This window comes from Leifsonia sp. Soil_N53, assembly GCF_057655165.1.
Genome location: NZ_JBDGMM010000058.1, coordinates 80,281 through 97,119, shown reverse-complemented (window position 1 = coordinate 97,119; position 16,839 = coordinate 80,281). Strand labels below are relative to the sequence as shown.

The following is a 16,839-nucleotide window of genomic DNA, read 5'->3' as shown; positions in this document are numbered from 1 at the left end:
ACCCCTCGGCGGCAGGACTGCGTCAGTTCTGCGGCCGGCGTCGCCTGAGGATCAGCAGGACGGCGCCGAGCACCGTCATCCCGAGGGCCGCGACGCCCAGACCCCACGCGATCGTGCTGCCGGTGTGTGCCAGCACGGTCGCCGGGTCCGCCGGGTCGGCGGGGGCCGTCACGACGTCGTCGATCCGGGCGCTCGACGGGTCGGAGACGACCGTCCCACCGCCTGGTGTGTTCGCCTGCACGGTCGCGGTGTTCGACAGCGCCTTGCCGTCCAGGTCGGCGGCGACCACCTCGTACCTCGCAGTGCACGTCATGGTCTCACCGGGCAGCAAGGCGCCGCGCGCCGGGCAGTCGACGACCGGGGCCGTGCCGTGACCGGTGAACGTGCCCTCGTCGACGGAGACCGCGGTCGCCGTCGTGTTGCCGGTGTTCGTGACCGTGAACGTGTAGTCCACGAGCTGGCCGGCCGCGGTCACCTTGGTGGCGTCCGTGGTCTTCAGCAGCGCGAGGGCCGGCTTGGCCGGTTCCGGCACGGTCACCGACGAGGTCGGCGGGACCGGCGGGGTGACGCCGTTGGGGACCGTGCCGGTCGCCGTCGCACTGTTCGTGACCGAGCCGGCGTCGATGTCCGCCTGGGTCACCGTGTACACGGTCTGACAGATCAGCTGATCGCCCGGCGCGAGCGGGCCGGTGCTCGGGCAGCTCGGAGCCGCAAGGGTCCCGGTCCCGGTGAAGGCGCCCTCCTGCACACCGACATCCGTGATCGTCACGTTGCCGGTGTTGGTGACCACGAACGAGTACGTGATGTCCTCACCGGCCACGAAGTCGACCGGGGCCGATGGGGAGGCCGACTTCACCAGCGACAGGGCGGGAGCCCGGTCGATCGTCACCGTCGCGGACGACGGCGCCGAGGACACGGTCGAGGAACCCGCGTCCGCGGTCGCCACGGCCGTGTTCTCGATCGTCCCGGCATCCACATCCGCCTGGGTGACCTGGTAGTCGACCGTGCACGTCCGGTCAGCCCCCGGAGCGAGCGCAGCCGCACCGCAATCCGGCGTGCCGATCGCGCCCGTGCCGGAGAACGCCGACTCGGCGATCGAGACGGCCGTCACCGTGACGTTGCCGGTGTTGGTGACGTGGAAGGAGTAGGTCACGGTGGCTCCCGCGGCGTTCACGGTCGTCGGCGACGCGGTCTTCTCGAGCACGAGAGCCGGCGACTGCACCGCTGCGACGTCCACGGTGGACGGGTCGGACTCGATCGGCACCCCGGCAGACGTCTGCGCGAACGCGGTCGCCGTGTTGGAGACGTCGCCGCGGTCGATGTCGGCCTGGGTCACACTGTAACCCGCAGTGCAGGTGAGGCTCTCGCCGGCATCCAGCTCGGTGCTCGGGCACTGGACGTCGGTCAGCGTGCCGCTGCCTGTGAACGCGCCCTCCTGCACCCCGACGTCGGTCAGCGCGACGTTGCCGGTGTTGGTGACGAGGAACGAGAACCCGATCGGGTCACCGACCGCGTCGTACGACGCGACGTCCGATGTCTTGACCAGCGTCAGCGACGGAGCCGCGTTGACCGTGACCGTCGCCGTCGAGAGGGCGGAGGTCACGCCGGAGTCGGTCGGGTCGATCCCGGTGGCGTCGGCGGTGTTCACGATGGATCCCTCGTTCATGTCGGCAGCGGTCACCGTGTAGGCGGCAGAGCAGACGATCTGCTGGCCCGGGATGAGGACGCTCGTCGGACAGGACACCGCAGGCGAGCCTCCCGAGCCGGAGAACGCCGTCTCCTCGACCTGGATGCCGTGGACGGTCACATTGCCGGTGTTGCGCACGGCGAACGAGTAGCCGATCGTGTCACCTGCGGCGTTCACGTAGGCCGTGTCCGCAGTCTTCACCAGGGTCAGCTTCGCGACCGGGGTCTGCGGGGTCGTGACCGTCGAGTCGTTCGACGTCACCGGCCCGGACGGTGCTGTGCCCGTCGCGTTCGCGGTGTTGCGGAGCGAGCCCGAGTCCACGTCCGCCTGCGTCAGGGTGTAGGTCGCCGTGCAGGTGAACTGCGTCGCGGGATCGAGCTGCGTCGCCGGGCAGCTGATCGCCGAGAGCGTGCCGGATCCGGTGAAGCTCTGCTCGTTGACCACGATGCCGGTCACCGGGATGTTGCCCGTGTTGGACACGACGTAGGTGTAGGTGATCAGCTGACCCACGTTGTAGGCCGCGGCCGCAGACGGGGTCGCCGACTTCACGATCGACAGCGCGCCGATCTGATTCACCGTGACGGTCGCGGTGGAGTCGGCCGAGCTCACCGTCGCGCCGGTGGGGCTCTTCGCCGTCGCCGCGGCGGTGTTCACGACCGAGCCCGCCGTGAGGTCGGCCTGCGTGACCGGGTAGCCGGCCGTGCAGGTCGCGGTGGCGCCGGGAGCCAGGGCGTCGGGCGGGCAGGTGATCGCCGAGAGGGCGCCGCTGCCACTGAACGACTTCTCCGTGATGCCGAGCGTCGTGAGGGTGACGTTGCCCGAGTTCGTGACCGCGAACGTGTAGTCCACGGTGTCGCCGACGGCCTGCACCGTGCCGGGGCTCGCGGACTTGGTCAGCGTGAGTGCGGGGTTCTGCACGGCCGCGACCGTGACGACCTCGCTGCTGTTGCTGAGCCCTGGCCCGGTGGGCGGGTCGGCCGTCGCGGTCGCCTGGTCGGAGATCCCGCCGTGGTCGAGATCCGCCTGTGTCGTGACGTACGTGGCCGAGAAGGTCGCAGACTGACCAGCGGCGAGGGTCGTGACCGTACCCGAGCAGGTCGCCGCCGGGTTCGTCAACGCCGCGCACGAGGCCGTCGGCGCGATGCTGGAGGCCGACGAGTCGACCAGGGCGTCGGAGACGCGGACGTTGCCCAGCGTCACGGCAGTGTTGTTCGTGACCGTGAAGGTGTAGGTGATGGTCTGGCCGACCGCGTCGACGGTGCTGCGCGAGGCCGTCTTGGTGATGGCGGGCTGCGCGCTCTGCGCCTGCAGCCCGGTCAGCGACGACTCGGCGGCGCCGACGAGTGCGGCACCCGCGGTGGCGTTCGTCCCGACGCTGTTCCACGCGGTGTTGCCCGCGGCGGCCGGCGGCGTCGTCACCGTGTAGGTCGTCGAGAATCCGGTGCCGACGGTGACCCGGCCGCTGTAGCTGAAGCGCAACGCGGTGGTCTTCGAGAGCGGCGACGGGGCCGAGGTCGACCAGTCGTCGACGCAGCCCGGGTTGGACGTGAGCACCTCCGGGCGGCAGGGGTTGTTCGACTGCGAGTACGCGACCGTCAGTCCGGTGGGCAGTGCTCCGAGGCTGTTCAGGGAGACCGCGAACTGCGAGTCGCGTGCGGCGGTCGAGGAGGCGCGGGTGTCGCCGACCCGGGGCAGCAGGTCGTACATGACCGGGTCGGTCAGCGTCGACTGGCCGGTGTTCGTGAACGAGACGGTGTAGTCGGCCGTGCCGCCGTCCACGCTCACGTGACCGGTGCCTCCGCTGCCGATCGGCGTCGGATCGAGATTGCCCTGCACCGTCTTGTCGACGGTGAAGCCGGGCTTGACCGGGGCGATCGTGATGCTGGACGAGTAGCCGCAGTAATTGTTCGCGATCGGCGAGCCGTTGGCGCGGAGGTCGGTCGTGCCGAACGGGTACATCGGTGCGGGCTCGATGTGCGCGCTGGAGTAGTTGTTGAAGTAGCACTGCTGGATCGGAGCGCCGTAGCCGACCGTGATGTCGCTCGTGTACGTCCCGGCGCAGCCCGCCTCCAGTGTCAGCGTGACGAAGCTCGCCGAGCGGATGTTGTAGTAGCCCGGAGTGGTGGCGACGCCCGCGGGGATGGTCCAGCGCACGAGTGTCCGGCCGGTGCCGTTGTAGTTCGGCGTCACCGTCGGGGTGACCGTCGGCGAGGTGAACGACTTTCCGCCTGCACCGTTGGTGTTGAACGTGTTGAGCTGGAAGGCCGTCGTCGACGGGGTGACCCCGGTGGCGCCGGCGGGGGCGAGATAGTCGATGTAGATCGCCTGCGACGGCGCAGTGGGGATCTCGATGCGGTTGCTGTACGCGCCGTTGGTGCCGCTGTTGAGGCTGACGTTCGCCGTGCAGGTCGTGCCGACCTGGAGCGTCGTGAGGCCGGGGTAGATGAACGCCGCGCTGTTCGCGGGCGGCGCCACGACGAGGAGACGCGAGGAGGCGGTCACCGAAGCGAGCAGCGGCGACGTGCTGTCACCGGCGGCGTACGGCGTCGTGACGGCCTTGTTCGTCAGCACCGCCGGCGTCGGAACGCTGCTTGCCGCGTAGCCGAACGTGCGGAACCGCATCGTGGCGGTCGAGTTGGCGCCCTCGGCGGCGAAGGGTGGGAAGTCGATCTCGGCGACCGCCGGGGAGGTCGGGATGACCCAGCCGGACTTCGCGGTCGTGTACGCGACCGTGCCGGTCGTGCCGTCGGCGTACACCAGCGTCAGCGTGTCCGCGATCGTCGCTGTGTAGCCGAACGGCTGGATCAGCGTGGGGACGAATGCCGGGGACGAGCAGACCGTGCCGGGCGCGTTCGACGAGTAGTTCTTGTTCGAGCCGTTCGTGAGGCACGGCATCGGGTCCTTGATGTCGTAGGAGATGCCCGCATTCGTGTTGGCCGGGTTGGTCGAGGCCGTGATGTCGTAGTAGACCGAGGCGCCGGACGTGTCCCAGTCCCCGGCGTAGGTGTAGGGGGCGATCGCACCGCCGTCGGCGGCGGTGTACTGGCCGATGTTGCCCAGCGTCGAGGGGGCGATCGTGGACTTGGTCGTGTTGATGGCCAGATCGATCACCGTGGAACAGACCTGGGCGGCCGACCCGGAGCCGGCGACGCCGTCGATGTACGTCCAGGTGCCGGAGGCGCTGAAGCAGATCTTCGAGCCCACGGCATCGGCGACACCGTTGGTGGAGGCCTTGCCGCTCACGATGATCGAGAAGTAGTTGGAGATGTTGAGGGGCGGATTGCCGCACGACTTGCCGGTCGGGTCCGAGTAGGTGAGCACCCGCGTCGCCGCGTTGTACGAGATCGTGCCGGGGAGTGCGTAGTTGGGCCGGGCCGACGCGTAGTCGAAGTTGGCTGGGAGCGTCGTCGTGAGCACGATGCCCGTGACACCCAGGTCACCCGTGTAGTCCTTGACGACGAGTCCGCAGTTGAAGCTGACCGTGTACTGGAGCGTGTTGCCCGAGATCGCCTTGGCCGGGACCGAGTTGCCGATGCTGTCGTTGTGGCCCGCCGTCGCCGTCAGGGTTGCGGGCGCGGCCGTCGCCGATGTGGAGTTGCTGCTGGACAGCGTCGGTGTGATGGTCGCGGTCGCGTTGTTCAGCGTCGTGTACTCGGGAGGGACGACGGTGAACGTGCAGGTGTTGGTGCTGGTGCCGAGGGTGCCGAAGGCGAAGGAGACCTGGCCTGCGACCGTCTTGTTCACTGCCGGGCAGGTTCCCGTCGACACCCACGACGCGAAGTCGGTGGTCGACCCGTCGCCCGTGACCGTCCCCGTCGGGATCGTCACGACCGAGTTCAGGCAGCTGCCCGCTCCGTTGCTGCACGAGTACGTCAGCGTATAGGTGGTCGGCACGCCGCTCTTCGTCGTGGTCGTCGTGGGGCTGATCGAGATGGCCGTGTCCGCCGCCGAGGCGGGCAATGCCGTGCTCAAGCCCGCGATGACCACTCCTAGGACGGCCGCTCCGGCGACGAGCCGGGCGATACGCGAACGCGTGTGCATCTGATTCCCTCCGCAGGGCGACCTCACAGCGCTGCCCTCGCTGGCACGCTATCGACGCGGACGAGGGCTCTCTTCTTTTTTCACCCCGGTCTCACCCTGACCGGATGCGACCACTTCGAGGGACACGCCCGCGGCGGAGTCAGTCGCGCTCGACGAGGAGGTGGCGCTCGAGCGCGACCGCGATGGCGTCGTCGCGGCTGGACACTCCCAGCTTGCGGTAGATGCTCCGCAGCTGGGTCTTCACGGTGTTCGGCGACACGACCAGCGCGGAGGCGATCTCGGAGATCGATCCGGTCTCCATCAGCTGTTCGAGCACGGCGCGCTCACGCGTGCTCAGGAGCAGATCGGGCTCGATGTCGCGCAGCAGGGGCCGCTCGGGAAGGTCCGCCGTCACCTGTGCGTAGCCGGCAGCCTCCAGCGCCACGACGACCCGTGCCAGATCCGCCGGTGGCAGGAGCGCGAGCGGGAGCCGCAGTTCCGAGCGCTGCAGGAGCGAGCCGAGTCGCTGGACTGCGCCGTCGCGCCGGGGAGTCGGCGAGATCCGGATCAGAACGGCCGCCTCGATCGCCGCGGCCTCCGCCGCGTCGCGGGCCGAGAGCCGGTCGCCGGCGATCGGGCGCAGTTCGTCGAGCGCTGCGCCGGTCCGGCCGAGAGCGAGGGCGACCCTCGCCTGCGCGATGTGCGCTCCTGCTCCGCCCGGGATATCGCGCCTGGCGATGGCCGCCGCGGCGTCGGCGTTCCCGAGGGCGAGCTGAAGCGTGGAGCGGGTGCGGGCCAGGTCTCCTTGGGCACGTGTCGAGCGGCCCTCCCCGCCGCGGAACGCCACGAACTCGTCGAGCGCCGCAAGTCCGGCGCCGGGATCGCCATCGACGAGTTCGGTCAGGGCGAGCACCTGCGCGAGGGTCGTCCAGTGCTCGTTGGCGTGCCGTCCGGCGGACATCGCCAGGAGCGACCCGAGCTCGGCCCTCGCCGTGTCGGCGTCGAACCGCTCGAGCGCGACGAGCGACTCGGCGACGCGGTAGAACGTGCCGGAGTAGCCATTGCGCTGCTGGTCGGTCCACGGCCCGGTGCGGCCGTAGGCGAGGTGCTCCCTGGCATGCGGCAGGTCGCCGCGGAGGGTGAGCACGCCGGCGAGCAGCGCGAGGGCGCCCATGCCGTTGGAGGGCGGAACAGCTGACGCCTCGGCGAGCCCGCGTGCCGCGGCCTCCAGCGCCTCCTCGGGTTCGCCCCCGTAGAAGAGGGAGACGCCGATAACGGCGTAGATGCGCGGCAGGTCGCTGATCGACGCGCGTTCTTCCTCGCTGAGGGCCTCCACGTGGCCGAGAGCCGCGCGGGCGGCGGCCACCGACGACGACGTGCGTCCGAGGAGACGGAAAGCGGCGGACTCGCTCGTGCGGATGAGCACGCGGTCGACCGGATTCAGACTCGAGTTCTTCGTCGACCGGGCGCTGCGCACCGCCGTGAGGAAGTAGCGCAGGGCGCGCAGGCGATGGAAGCGGAGCTTGTTGTAGGCGATTCCGAGCTCCATCGCGAGCAGCGGCTGCGCCCGGAGCGCCGCACTCGGCACCCGTTCGAGCAGGCCCCGCGTGATCTCGCTGTCGTTCGCCGCGAGCGCGAACCAGTCCGCGCGCACCGCGGCCGTCGCGGCCGCCCAGTCGTCGTCGTCGATCGCACGCCGCAGCGCGTCGAACGGATCCCGCTCCGCATCCCCGACGCGATCGCCGGCCGACGGCGCGTCCGTGAAGTCGGTCACGACCACCGCCGCGCGCCGAACCGGCGGAGCACCCGGGCGACGATCCCGGCCAGCGCCGACGCAGCGAGCTGGCCGACGAGCCTGCCGGCGAAGACGGCGACCAGGAATGCCGGGAGGCCTCGGTTGCTCGGCGAGAGCACCGGCAGCGAGACCAGGAAGAGCACGAGCGCCGAGACGACAGCAGCCAGCACGAACACCCACTCGGAGTCCCTGGTGCCGCGCCGGAGGCTCGTGATCGCCCAGACGACGGAGTCGTACGCGGCTCCGGCCCCGACGAACGGGACGACGATGAGCAGGCCGATCGGGCTGATCGGGGCGGACAGCACCCCGGCGAGGCAGCCCACGACGGTGGCGCCCCAGCGGTAGCCGAGCAGCCGCCGCGCCAGGAAGGGGAACACGCTGTACCCGCCCGCGATCACGGCGTAGAGCGGAGCGGAGAAGGCGGCCGTCGCGGCGCTGAACGGCGAGAACGCCAGGACGACGAGGGCGCTCGCGGCGCCGGCGGCGACGATCGAGAAGACCAGCTGCAGCACGCTCAGGCGGCGGTCCGCTGCGGTGGAGTGCTGGTGCGCGGTCATGGCAGTACTCCTTGCGTCACGGGGACATCCAGCAAACGAGAGGGAGACTCACATCATTGCAGACAAGTGAAGACGTTCTGCGAATCGCACGCATCCGGCGAGATTCCGGCCCCTCAGACTCCGCTCTCCGCGGCCAACCGCTCGACCAGCGCATCACGTGCCCCGCGGATGTGCGCCGCGAGCAGTGCCGCCGCCCCGTCGCCGTCGCCCGCTTCGATCGCGGTCAGCAGCTCCCGGTGCTCCTTCGCCACCTCCTGGGAGGACAGGACGTCTTTCGACCTGACCTGACCCATGCACAGGTGGGTCTCGCCGATGACGAGCTCGTGCATCGCGGTGAGGCGCCGGCTCTGCGTCGCCCGCACCAGCTCGCGATGGAAGGTCACATCCGCGTCGATGAACTCCCCCGGGTCGTCTTCGCTGGAGGTCTCCATCATCCGCTGGGCGTGTGCGGCCTTCTTGGGCACGATCCGTCCCTCGGCGAGGATTCGGATCGCCGCGCTCTCGACCACAAGCCGGCTGTCGTACAGATCCCGGATGTCGACGGCCTGCAAGAGAGGCACGCGAGCGGGCTTGTTGGACTCGCGCGAAAGGATGCCTTCGTGCGCCAGGCGCTCGATCGCGGCCTTGGCGGTCGGCCGCGCAACGGCGAACCGCTCACACACGAGGATCTCCGTCACGAACGCGCCCGGCGCGATCTCCCCCGAGATGACCGCCGCTCGGAGGGCGTCGCTGGTGGAATCGGTCAACGTCATAAGGAATCGCTCTCCAGCAATTTTTGTAATACAAGTACCATTTGAATACAATCACGATTGAATGGTGATGATGCAAGTCTCCCGTATCAGCACGGCCGAAGGAGTCCGAATGGAAACAGTCGAGAAGGTGCAGAACGTCGCCGACCGGGCACTCGCGATCCGGCAGCACATCATCCGGATGCTCGTGCACGCGGGCAGCGGCCACAGTGCGGGAGCGCTGGGCATGGCCGACCTCATGGCGGCGCTGTACTTCGCGGAGCTGAGGCACGATCCCGCCGACCCCGACTGGCAGGACCGGGATGTCTTCTTCCTCAGCAACGGCCACACTGCCCCGGTGCTCTACGCGACCCTCGCGGAGAGCGGCTACTTTCCCACTGAGGAGCTGGCCACCCTGCGGAAGTTCGGGTCGCGCCTGCAGGGACACCCCGAACGCCTCGCGCTGCCCGGGCTCGAGAGCACGAGCGGCCCCCTCGGAAGCGGACTTTCCCAGGCCGCGGGCTATGCGTACGTGCTGAAGTACCTCTCGAAGCAACCGCACCGATACGTCTTCACCATGCTCGGCGACGGTGAGCTCAACGAGGGGAACATCTGGGAAGCGGCGATGTTCGCTGCCAAGTACGGCCTCAATCAGCTCGTCGGCATCGTCGATCGTAACTACATCCAGATCGACGGCTCCACCGAGGACGTCATGCCGTTGGACGATCTCGCGGCGAAGTGGCGTTCCTTCGGCTGGCACGTCCTGGAGATCGACGGACACGACGTGCCGGGCATCCTCGACGCGTTCGCGACCGCGCGGGCGGAGACCGAACGGCCGACCATGATCATCGCCCTGACCATCCCCGGCAAGGGCGTCGACTTCATGGAGAACGACCACCGCTGGCACGGCAAGCCCCCCACGCCCGAACAAGCTGACGTCGCCCTCGGCCAGCTTTCGCAGAATCGAGAGTCGAAATGAGCACGAACCTGCACCCGTCTGCCTTGACCGCGTCGCCCGAACTGGAGCCGATCCGGGCGGGATTCGGCCGGGGCCTGCTCGCTGCGGGCCACGAAGACCCGCGCGTCGTCGCGCTCTGCGCCGACCTCACCGAGAGCACCCAGATGCACTCGTTCCGGGATGCGTTCCCGGAGCGCTTCGTGCAGATCGGCGTCGCGGAACAGAACCTCGTCACCGTCGCCAGCGGCATGGCCCGCGCCGGGATGATCCCCTTCGCCAGCAGCTATGCTGCCTTCAGCCCCGGCCGCAACTGGGAGCAGATCAAGACGACGGCCGCCCTCAACGATCAGCCCGTCAAGATCGTCGGCTCGCATACCGGACTGAACGTCGGCCCCGACGGAGCGACCCATCAGATGCTGGAGGACATCGCGCTGATGCGGGTCCTGCCGAACATGGTCGTCGTCGCTCCCGCCGACAGCAGCGAGGCCCAGGCCGCCACCCTCGCGATCGCGAAGGACAGCAGGCCCGCCTACCTCCGCCTGGCCCGGGACAAGACTCCGGTCCTCTTCGGCCAGAGCCGGCCCTTCACGATCGGGAAAGCCGAGGTCCTCGTCTCCGGCGCGGATGTGAGCCTCATCTGCACCGGGACGATGACGTTCGAGGGGCTCGTCGCGACGCGGATCCTCGCCGAGAGCGGAATCCGGGTCGACCTGATCCACTCCCCGACCATCAAGCCGCTCGACACCGAGACCGTCCTCGCCAGCGCGGTCAAGACCGGACTGGTCGTGACCGTCGAGGAGGCCCAGATCGCGGGCGGTCTGGGCGGGGCGGTCTCGGAGTTCCTGTCCGAGGTCCACCCCACCCGCGTCAAGCGGCTCGGTGTGCGGGACCGGTTCGGCGAGAGCGGCGACCCGAGAGAGCTCCTCGAGCACTTCGGGCTGACGGGGAAGCACATCGCGCGGGCGATCCTCGACCTGCTCCGGCCCTGAGGCCGCGCGCGCTCAGTCGCGCGCGGCCTTCGCCTCACGGCGGCGTCGGTGCAGGATCGGCTCGGTGTACCCGTTCGGCTGGGCGGTGCCCTCGAAGATCAGATCCTCGGCCGCGTGGAAGGCGATCCCGTCGAGCGCCGGCGCCAGCGGCAGGTAGTCGGGGTCCGACGCGTTTTGCGCATCGACGACGACGGCCATCCGCGCGAGCGAGGCGCGCACCTGCTGCTCCGAGACGACACCGTGGCGCAGCCAGTTGGCCAGCAGCTGGCTCGAGATGCGCAGCGTGGCGCGATCCTCCATGAGGGCGACATCGTGGATGTCGGGCACCTTGGAGCAGCCGATGCCGGCGTCGATCCACCGCACCACATACCCGAGGAGCGACTGCACGTTGTTGTCGACCTCCTCCTGGCGGGCGGCGTCGTCCCAGGCGGAGGGGTCACCGATCGGGATCGTCAGGAGCTGATCGAGCGTGCCGCGCCGCCCGCCGTCCGCGAGTTCGCGCTGCCGTTCGCGCACGTCCACGCGGAGATAGTGGAGCGCGTGCAGGGTCGCGGCGGTCGGCGACGGCACCCACGCGGTGGAGGCTCCGGCCAGCGGGTGACCGATCTTCTGCTCCAGCATGTCGGCCATCAGGTCGGGCATCGCCCACATCCCCTTGCCGATCTGGGCGTGGCCAGGCAGGCCGGCCTCCAGGCCGATGTCGACGTTCAGGTCCTCGTACGCGAGGATCCACGGCTGCTGCCGGAGCGCCGCTTTGCGCACGATCGGCCCGGCCTCCATCGAGGTGTGGATCTCGTCGCCGGAGCGGTCGAGGAATCCCGTGTTGATGAACACGAGCCGGTCGGTGGCCTCCGCGATGCAGGCGGCGAGGTTGGCCGACGTGCGGCGCTCCTCGTCCATGAGGCCGAGCTTGAGGGTGCGCGGTGGGAGGCCCAGCAGCTGCTCGACGCGTTCGAACAACGACACCGCCAGCGCGACCTCGGCGGGACCGTGCATCTTCGGCTTGACGATGTAGATCGAGCCCGCGACGCCGTTCCGCTTCGGGTTCGCCGGGTCGATCCCGGGCAGCGCGCACAGAGCGGTCAGCACGGCGTCGAGGATCCCCTCGCCGATCTCCGCGCCGTCCGGCGACCCGTCGTCCCAGAGGACGGCGTCGCTGGTCATGAGGTGCCCGACGTTGCGGACGAACAGCAGCGACCGGCCGGGCAGCACCAGGTCGGAGCCGTCGACGGCGATATAGCGGCGGTCGTCGTGCAGCCGTCGCGTGACGGTGCGGCCGCCCTTCTGGAAGGTGTCCTCGAGGTCGCCGCGGTTGAGGCCCAGCCAGTTGCGGTAGGCGACGACCTTGTCGGCGGCGTCGACGACGGCGACCGAATCCTCGAAGTCGATGATCGTCGTGAGCGCTGCCTCGGCGAGCACATCGCTGAGGCCGGCCGGGTCGTCGGCGCCGACGGGCGACGTGCGGTCGAACTGGAGCTCCCAGTGCAGCCCGTGGCGGGTCAGCAGGATCGCATCGGGGGCGGCGGGATCTCCCCGCCATCCCGCGAGCGCCGCCGGCTCGACGAGCTCGCTCGATCCCGATGAGAGGGAGACGACGAGTGCGCCGTCGGCGACCGCGTATCCGGTCGCGTCGACATGCGACCCCTCCGCGAGGGGGAAGAACTCGTCGAGCATGCCGCGCACCTCGGCGATCACCTGCCTCCCGCGGTCGCGGTCGTAGCCGCCGGGCTTCGCCGAACCCGGGAGGGCGTCGGTGCCGTAGAGGGCGTCGTAGAGCGATCCCCAGCGCGCATTGGCCGCGTTCAGGGCATAGCGCGCATTCGTGATCGGGACGACGAGCTGCGGTCCGGAGAGTTCCGCGATCTCGCGATCCACGCCCACGGTGGTGACCGTCACATCCGTCGGCTCGGGCACGAGATAGCCGATCCGCTCGAGATGGGCGCGGTAGCCGGCCGCGTCCCACGGCCGGCCGGCGTGATCCCGGGCCCAGGCGTCGAGGTCGGCCTGCAGCCGGTCGCGCTCCGCGAGCAGCTCTCGGTTGCGGGGCATGAGGTCGGCGACGGTGCGTTCGACACCGGCCCAGAAGGCGGTGTCGTCGAGGCCGGTGTCCCGCAGTGCCTCGTCGCGCACGAACTCATAGAGTTCGGGTGCGATCCGCAGCCCGCCAACGGCGACGCGGTCGGTCATGGTCGTGGTGTCGGTCATGCTTCAGCTCCTCGGGTGATCAGCGGGTTCATCGCACGCGGTACGGCGCGCGGGCCTTCGAGCTCTGCACCATCAGATACGGCTGGTTGGAGAGCGTCGCGTCGAGGCCCGGATACAGCAGCCGCTCGCCGCCGCGGAGGCCGAGCTCGACGTAGTACATGAGCGAGTAGTCGGATGCGGTGTACTCGCCGTCGATGACGGCTTCGGCACGACCATCGGTGACGGTCGCCGTCGTCGTGCGGAACTTCTCGGCCTGGTTGACGTGCCGGTAGTGCAGCACGACATCCTCGACCTCGTCCGCGCCGGCGAGGTCGAGCGCGATCGTCAGCGGTTCGCCGCGCTCGTAGCCCGAGGGCGCGTCGTGGCGGATGCCGACGGGGACCGGCGAGCGACGCTCGCGCGGAACCGGCGCCGGCCCGGCCTCCGTGGCCGAGACGACCAGCGTCTCCAGTTCGCGCCGAAGCGCCCGGAGGTCGTCATCCATCGCCGGGACCCGGTCGCGCCAGTGCCCGTACTCGGTGGCCTCGGCGCCGAACTCCAGGTTGTCCTGGTACACCCCGTCCACGGTGTCGATGATGCCCAGCCACTCCACGCGCGACTGCTCCGCGTGCTCGACCGCCGAGCGCATGAGCACCGGGTCCTGCCGAAGCGCCGCGAGTTCGCGGTCGACGGCCGCCCGATAGCGGTGCGCGTAGTGCCGGCCGAGGCCGATCAGCACCTCGAGGTCGATCACGGTGCGGCGAACCTGCGCGGTGTCGGGCGCGAGCGGGCGGAACTCGGCGAGCGCCGTCTCCGCCTCATCCGCCAGCGACTCCATCCAGGACGCGACCTCGATCGGCGTGTACTTCGGCCCGACCGAACCGGCGATCAAATCCGCCACGTACTCGTCCGGGATCGAGAACAGTTCCGGGTCGAAGGGGCTGACCCGCCCCCACGAGGTCGGCTCACCCATGTCCCACGCGTGCTTCACCGAGTGCACCCACGGGGAGATCGGCAGGAGCGTGGGGATCTCCGGCCAGTTGCCGTTGTTCGAGCCGCCGATGCCGTGCACGACGGTGTGGAGCGGGAGGATGCGACCGGCCGCCGCGAGCGCGCGCTCGGCCGCGCCGGCGGCGTCGCCGTAGTCGCGGCGCAGATCACGACGCCACACCTCCGGATCGGTGTCGGGCGCATAGGCCAGCCGGCCCCAGAGCGTGTACGTGTAGCGGTGCTTGTGCCACTCCCGCCCGCCGAGCGTCAGGTCGTCGCGGACGTACGGATCGCGCCGGCCCGGCTTGCCGCTGCCCTTGCGTCCCTTGAAGTAGAGCGGTTCGCAGAAGTCGACGCCGCGCGCGTTGCCGAAGGTGGCGAGGCGCCCGTAGCCGCGCGCGATCTCCGGATCGCCCCAGAGCAGGAGCTTCTGGGTGCCGGGCCAGACCCGGAACATGAGGTCGACGGTCCTGTCCTCGGCGAGGAAGTCCGCGTAGCCGTAGCGCGTGAAGCGGCGAGTGAACTCGGTCACGCCGTTCATCTCGTGGCCGCGCTGCATCGGCTTCGCCTCCTCCCGGGTGCGGATCGTCGTCTGGTGGTAGGGCAGCCCCATGTGCTCGGCCCAGTACTTGGCCGAGAGGACCGCGTCGATCCCCGGCTTGTCGACGGCGTCGAGGAGCGCCTGGTCGACGCCCTTCGCGTGCATGTCGACCTCGACCGGCCGGCCGGCCTCCGAGACCGCCTGGAACATGGCATCCCAGAAGACCTCGTGCCCCTGGTCGTGGATCCCGCCCTCGTAGTGCACGCGGAACGACAGCCCGCCGATCTCGGGGATCTCCGCGAGCAGGTGCCCGAGCGCCGCGGAACTGTAGGCCGCATGGGTCTGCTGGCTGAGCCCGAGGATCGGGAACCAGTGCCGCGCGATCGGCCCGTAGTCGAACGCGTGGTTCCACAGTCCGAGCTGGAAGCGCATCCCGCGCCGCACGGTCTCGCGGGCGATGAACTTCAGCGCCTCGAGGTTGCGGTGCTGCTCGGCAGGGTCGACGCCCTCCGCCCGGACGCCCTCGTAACCCTCGACAGCGAAGAGGAACGGGTACGCGAGGCAGAGGTAGTTGTCCGGGCCGCCGGTGCTGTCGGCGCCGTAGTTGTACTGCATCCCGAGAGCGAGGTGGAACCGGTTGAAGCGCTGTGCCGCGATGAAGTCGAGGTACTCGGTCCAGAACTCGCGGTCGCGGAACCAGCCCAGGTCCTCGTGGAAGCTCGAGAAGGAGCGCATGATGCCCCGGACCGGAACGGAGGGCGACTCGACCGCGGTGCGGGCGTCCACCTCCGCGAGGCTCGCAGCCGCCTCGATGCGCTGTGCCACCTCGCTCAGCGCGTAGGAGAGCCCGACGGCATCGGAGCCGGAGACGAGCAGGCCGGGCGCCGCAGCGTCGATCGGTCCCACCGCGCTCGCCTCGGGGCCGTCCGCGAGGTCGAGTCCCCGCGTGCGTGCGCTCTCGGGCGCCGCGACCTCGATGCTGAACACGTCGTCGGCACTCAGGGCGGTGCGCGGGACGACCGTCGCCGCGTGCCGCGCCGCAGCGGCAGTGATGCGCTCGACAGCCCAGGCGACCGGAGCCGCGGACACCTCGCCCGAACCGATCAGGCCGATGGTGCCGCCGCGGGGGATGGAAATCGGGGACATGGTGACGACCCTTTCGTGATCGGTGGTGCCAGTCGTGATGCGCGGCGCTGCGCCGGAGTTGCTCGCCATTATCTTCCGTATTATGGAATCCTAATTCCAGGATACACTAACCGGGGTGCCAAGGAACAGCATCCGAGCTGCGTGCTAAGTTCTGCATAGCGCAATTTCTTATCCTCATCATGGAAGTTATTGGGACGGGAACAATGGAGTATCGACCCCTGGGAAGCACGAATGTCCTGGTCAGCAGCCTGTGCCTGGGCACGGGGAACTTCGGACGAAGCGACGCCCCTCCGGGCAACTGGGGGGCGACCGACGAGAACGAGGCGTTCCGCATCATGGACGCCGCGCTGTCGCTCGGCATCAACTTCTTCGACACGGCCAACGTCTATGGCAACTTCGGTCCCGGCACGACCGGCGACAGCGAGCGCATCATCGGGCGGTGGTTCGCGCAGGGCGGGAACCGCCGCGAACGCGTGTTCCTCGCGACCAAGGTCAGCCGCGTCATGCTCGACAACGACTTCGACGGGCCGAACACCCGCGACGGCCTCTCGCTCTGGAAGATCAGGCGGCACGTGGAGGGGTCCCTCCGGCGCCTCCAGACCGATCACATCGAGCTGATCCAGATGCACTACGTCGAGCGGCGCACGCAGTGGGATCAGCTGTGGGAGGCGTTCGAGGGCTTCGTACGCAGCGGCAAAGTCGACTACGTCGGCGGCAGCCAGTTCTATGCCTGGGAGATGATGAAGGCCCAGGAGTCGGCGCGGAAGCGCTCCTTCATGGGCCTGATCAGCACGCAGCACCGCTACGACCTGACCAGCCGGGAGGCGGAGCTGGAGGCCTTCCCCTGCGCCATCGACCAGGGGATCGGCGTCCTGCTCTTCAGCCCCCTGCGTCGCGGTGCGCTGGCGGTCGACGTGCTCGAGCCCAGCGACCGGCCGCTCAACGACGAGACCGTGCAGTTCATCGAGACGCACCGGCCGCAGATGACCGAGTACGCCAAGCTGTGCCACGACCTCGGGCACCGGGTCGGCAACGTCACGCTCGCCTGGCAGCTCGCCCATCCGGCCGTCACCGCACCGATCATCGGCCCGGCGACGGTCCGCGACCTCGAGGAGCTCGTCGAGAGCGTCGACATCTCGCTCTCCGACGACGTGCTGAAGGAGATCGACAGGATCTTCCCCGCCCCGCGCGGCCACTTCTACGGTGACGAGGCGCCGAAGGTGCGGCCGCTGTCCTGGGCCTGA

General features: G+C 69.5%; 9 protein-coding genes. 3 read left to right on the top strand and 6 right to left on the bottom strand.

Annotated features, from left to right (window positions below; genetic code table 11):
- Positions 1-22: 22 nt before the first annotated feature.
- The 4 genes from AC3A3H_RS09195 to AC3A3H_RS09180 form a co-directional block, all read right to left on the bottom strand.
- Complete coding sequence (locus tag AC3A3H_RS09195; protein WP_487614257.1) at positions 23-5,659, bottom strand: beta strand repeat-containing protein; 5,637 nt, start codon at positions 5,657-5,659, stop codon at positions 23-25.
- Positions 5,660-5,867: 208 nt separating this feature from the next.
- The gene (locus tag AC3A3H_RS09190; protein WP_487614256.1) at positions 5,868-7,481 is read right to left on the bottom strand and encodes a helix-turn-helix transcriptional regulator; all 1,614 of its coding nucleotides are present in this window, start codon (positions 7,479-7,481) and stop codon (positions 5,868-5,870) included.
- On the bottom strand, positions 7,478-8,059 hold the full coding sequence (locus AC3A3H_RS09185; protein WP_487614255.1) for a hypothetical protein: 582 nt from the start codon (positions 8,057-8,059) through the stop codon (positions 7,478-7,480). The genes AC3A3H_RS09190 and AC3A3H_RS09185 overlap by 4 nt, the downstream gene beginning before the upstream one ends.
- A gap of 113 nt (positions 8,060-8,172) precedes the next feature.
- Positions 8,173-8,811, bottom strand: coding sequence for a GntR family transcriptional regulator (locus AC3A3H_RS09180; RefSeq protein WP_487614254.1), 639 nt, complete (start codon positions 8,809-8,811; stop codon positions 8,173-8,175).
- A gap of 61 nt (positions 8,812-8,872) precedes the next feature.
- Between AC3A3H_RS09180 and AC3A3H_RS09175 the strand changes: the two genes are divergently transcribed.
- Together AC3A3H_RS09175 and AC3A3H_RS09170 are read left to right on the top strand one after the other, a co-directional pair.
- On the top strand, positions 8,873-9,766 hold the full coding sequence (locus tag AC3A3H_RS09175; protein ID WP_487614253.1) for a transketolase: 894 nt from the start codon (positions 8,873-8,875) through the stop codon (positions 9,764-9,766).
- Complete coding sequence (locus AC3A3H_RS09170) at positions 9,763-10,734, top strand: transketolase family protein (RefSeq protein WP_487614252.1); 972 nt, start codon at positions 9,763-9,765, stop codon at positions 10,732-10,734. The genes AC3A3H_RS09175 and AC3A3H_RS09170 overlap by 4 nt, the downstream gene beginning before the upstream one ends.
- Before the next feature lie 12 nt (positions 10,735-10,746).
- On the opposite strand, the gene AC3A3H_RS09165 is transcribed toward AC3A3H_RS09170, so the two are convergent.
- Entirely contained in the window at positions 10,747-12,939 is a 2,193-nt protein-coding gene (locus AC3A3H_RS09165; protein ID WP_487614251.1) for a malate synthase G, read from the bottom strand.
- Between the two features lie 28 nt (positions 12,940-12,967).
- A complete protein-coding gene (locus AC3A3H_RS09160; protein WP_487614250.1) occupies positions 12,968-15,595 on the bottom strand; it encodes a hypothetical protein in 2,628 nt (875 codons plus the stop codon).
- A 203-nt stretch (positions 15,596-15,798) separates the two neighbouring features.
- On the opposite strand from AC3A3H_RS09160, the gene AC3A3H_RS09155 reads away from it, so the two are divergent.
- Complete coding sequence (locus tag AC3A3H_RS09155) at positions 15,799-16,839, top strand: aldo/keto reductase (RefSeq protein ID WP_487614249.1); 1,041 nt, start codon at positions 15,799-15,801, stop codon at positions 16,837-16,839.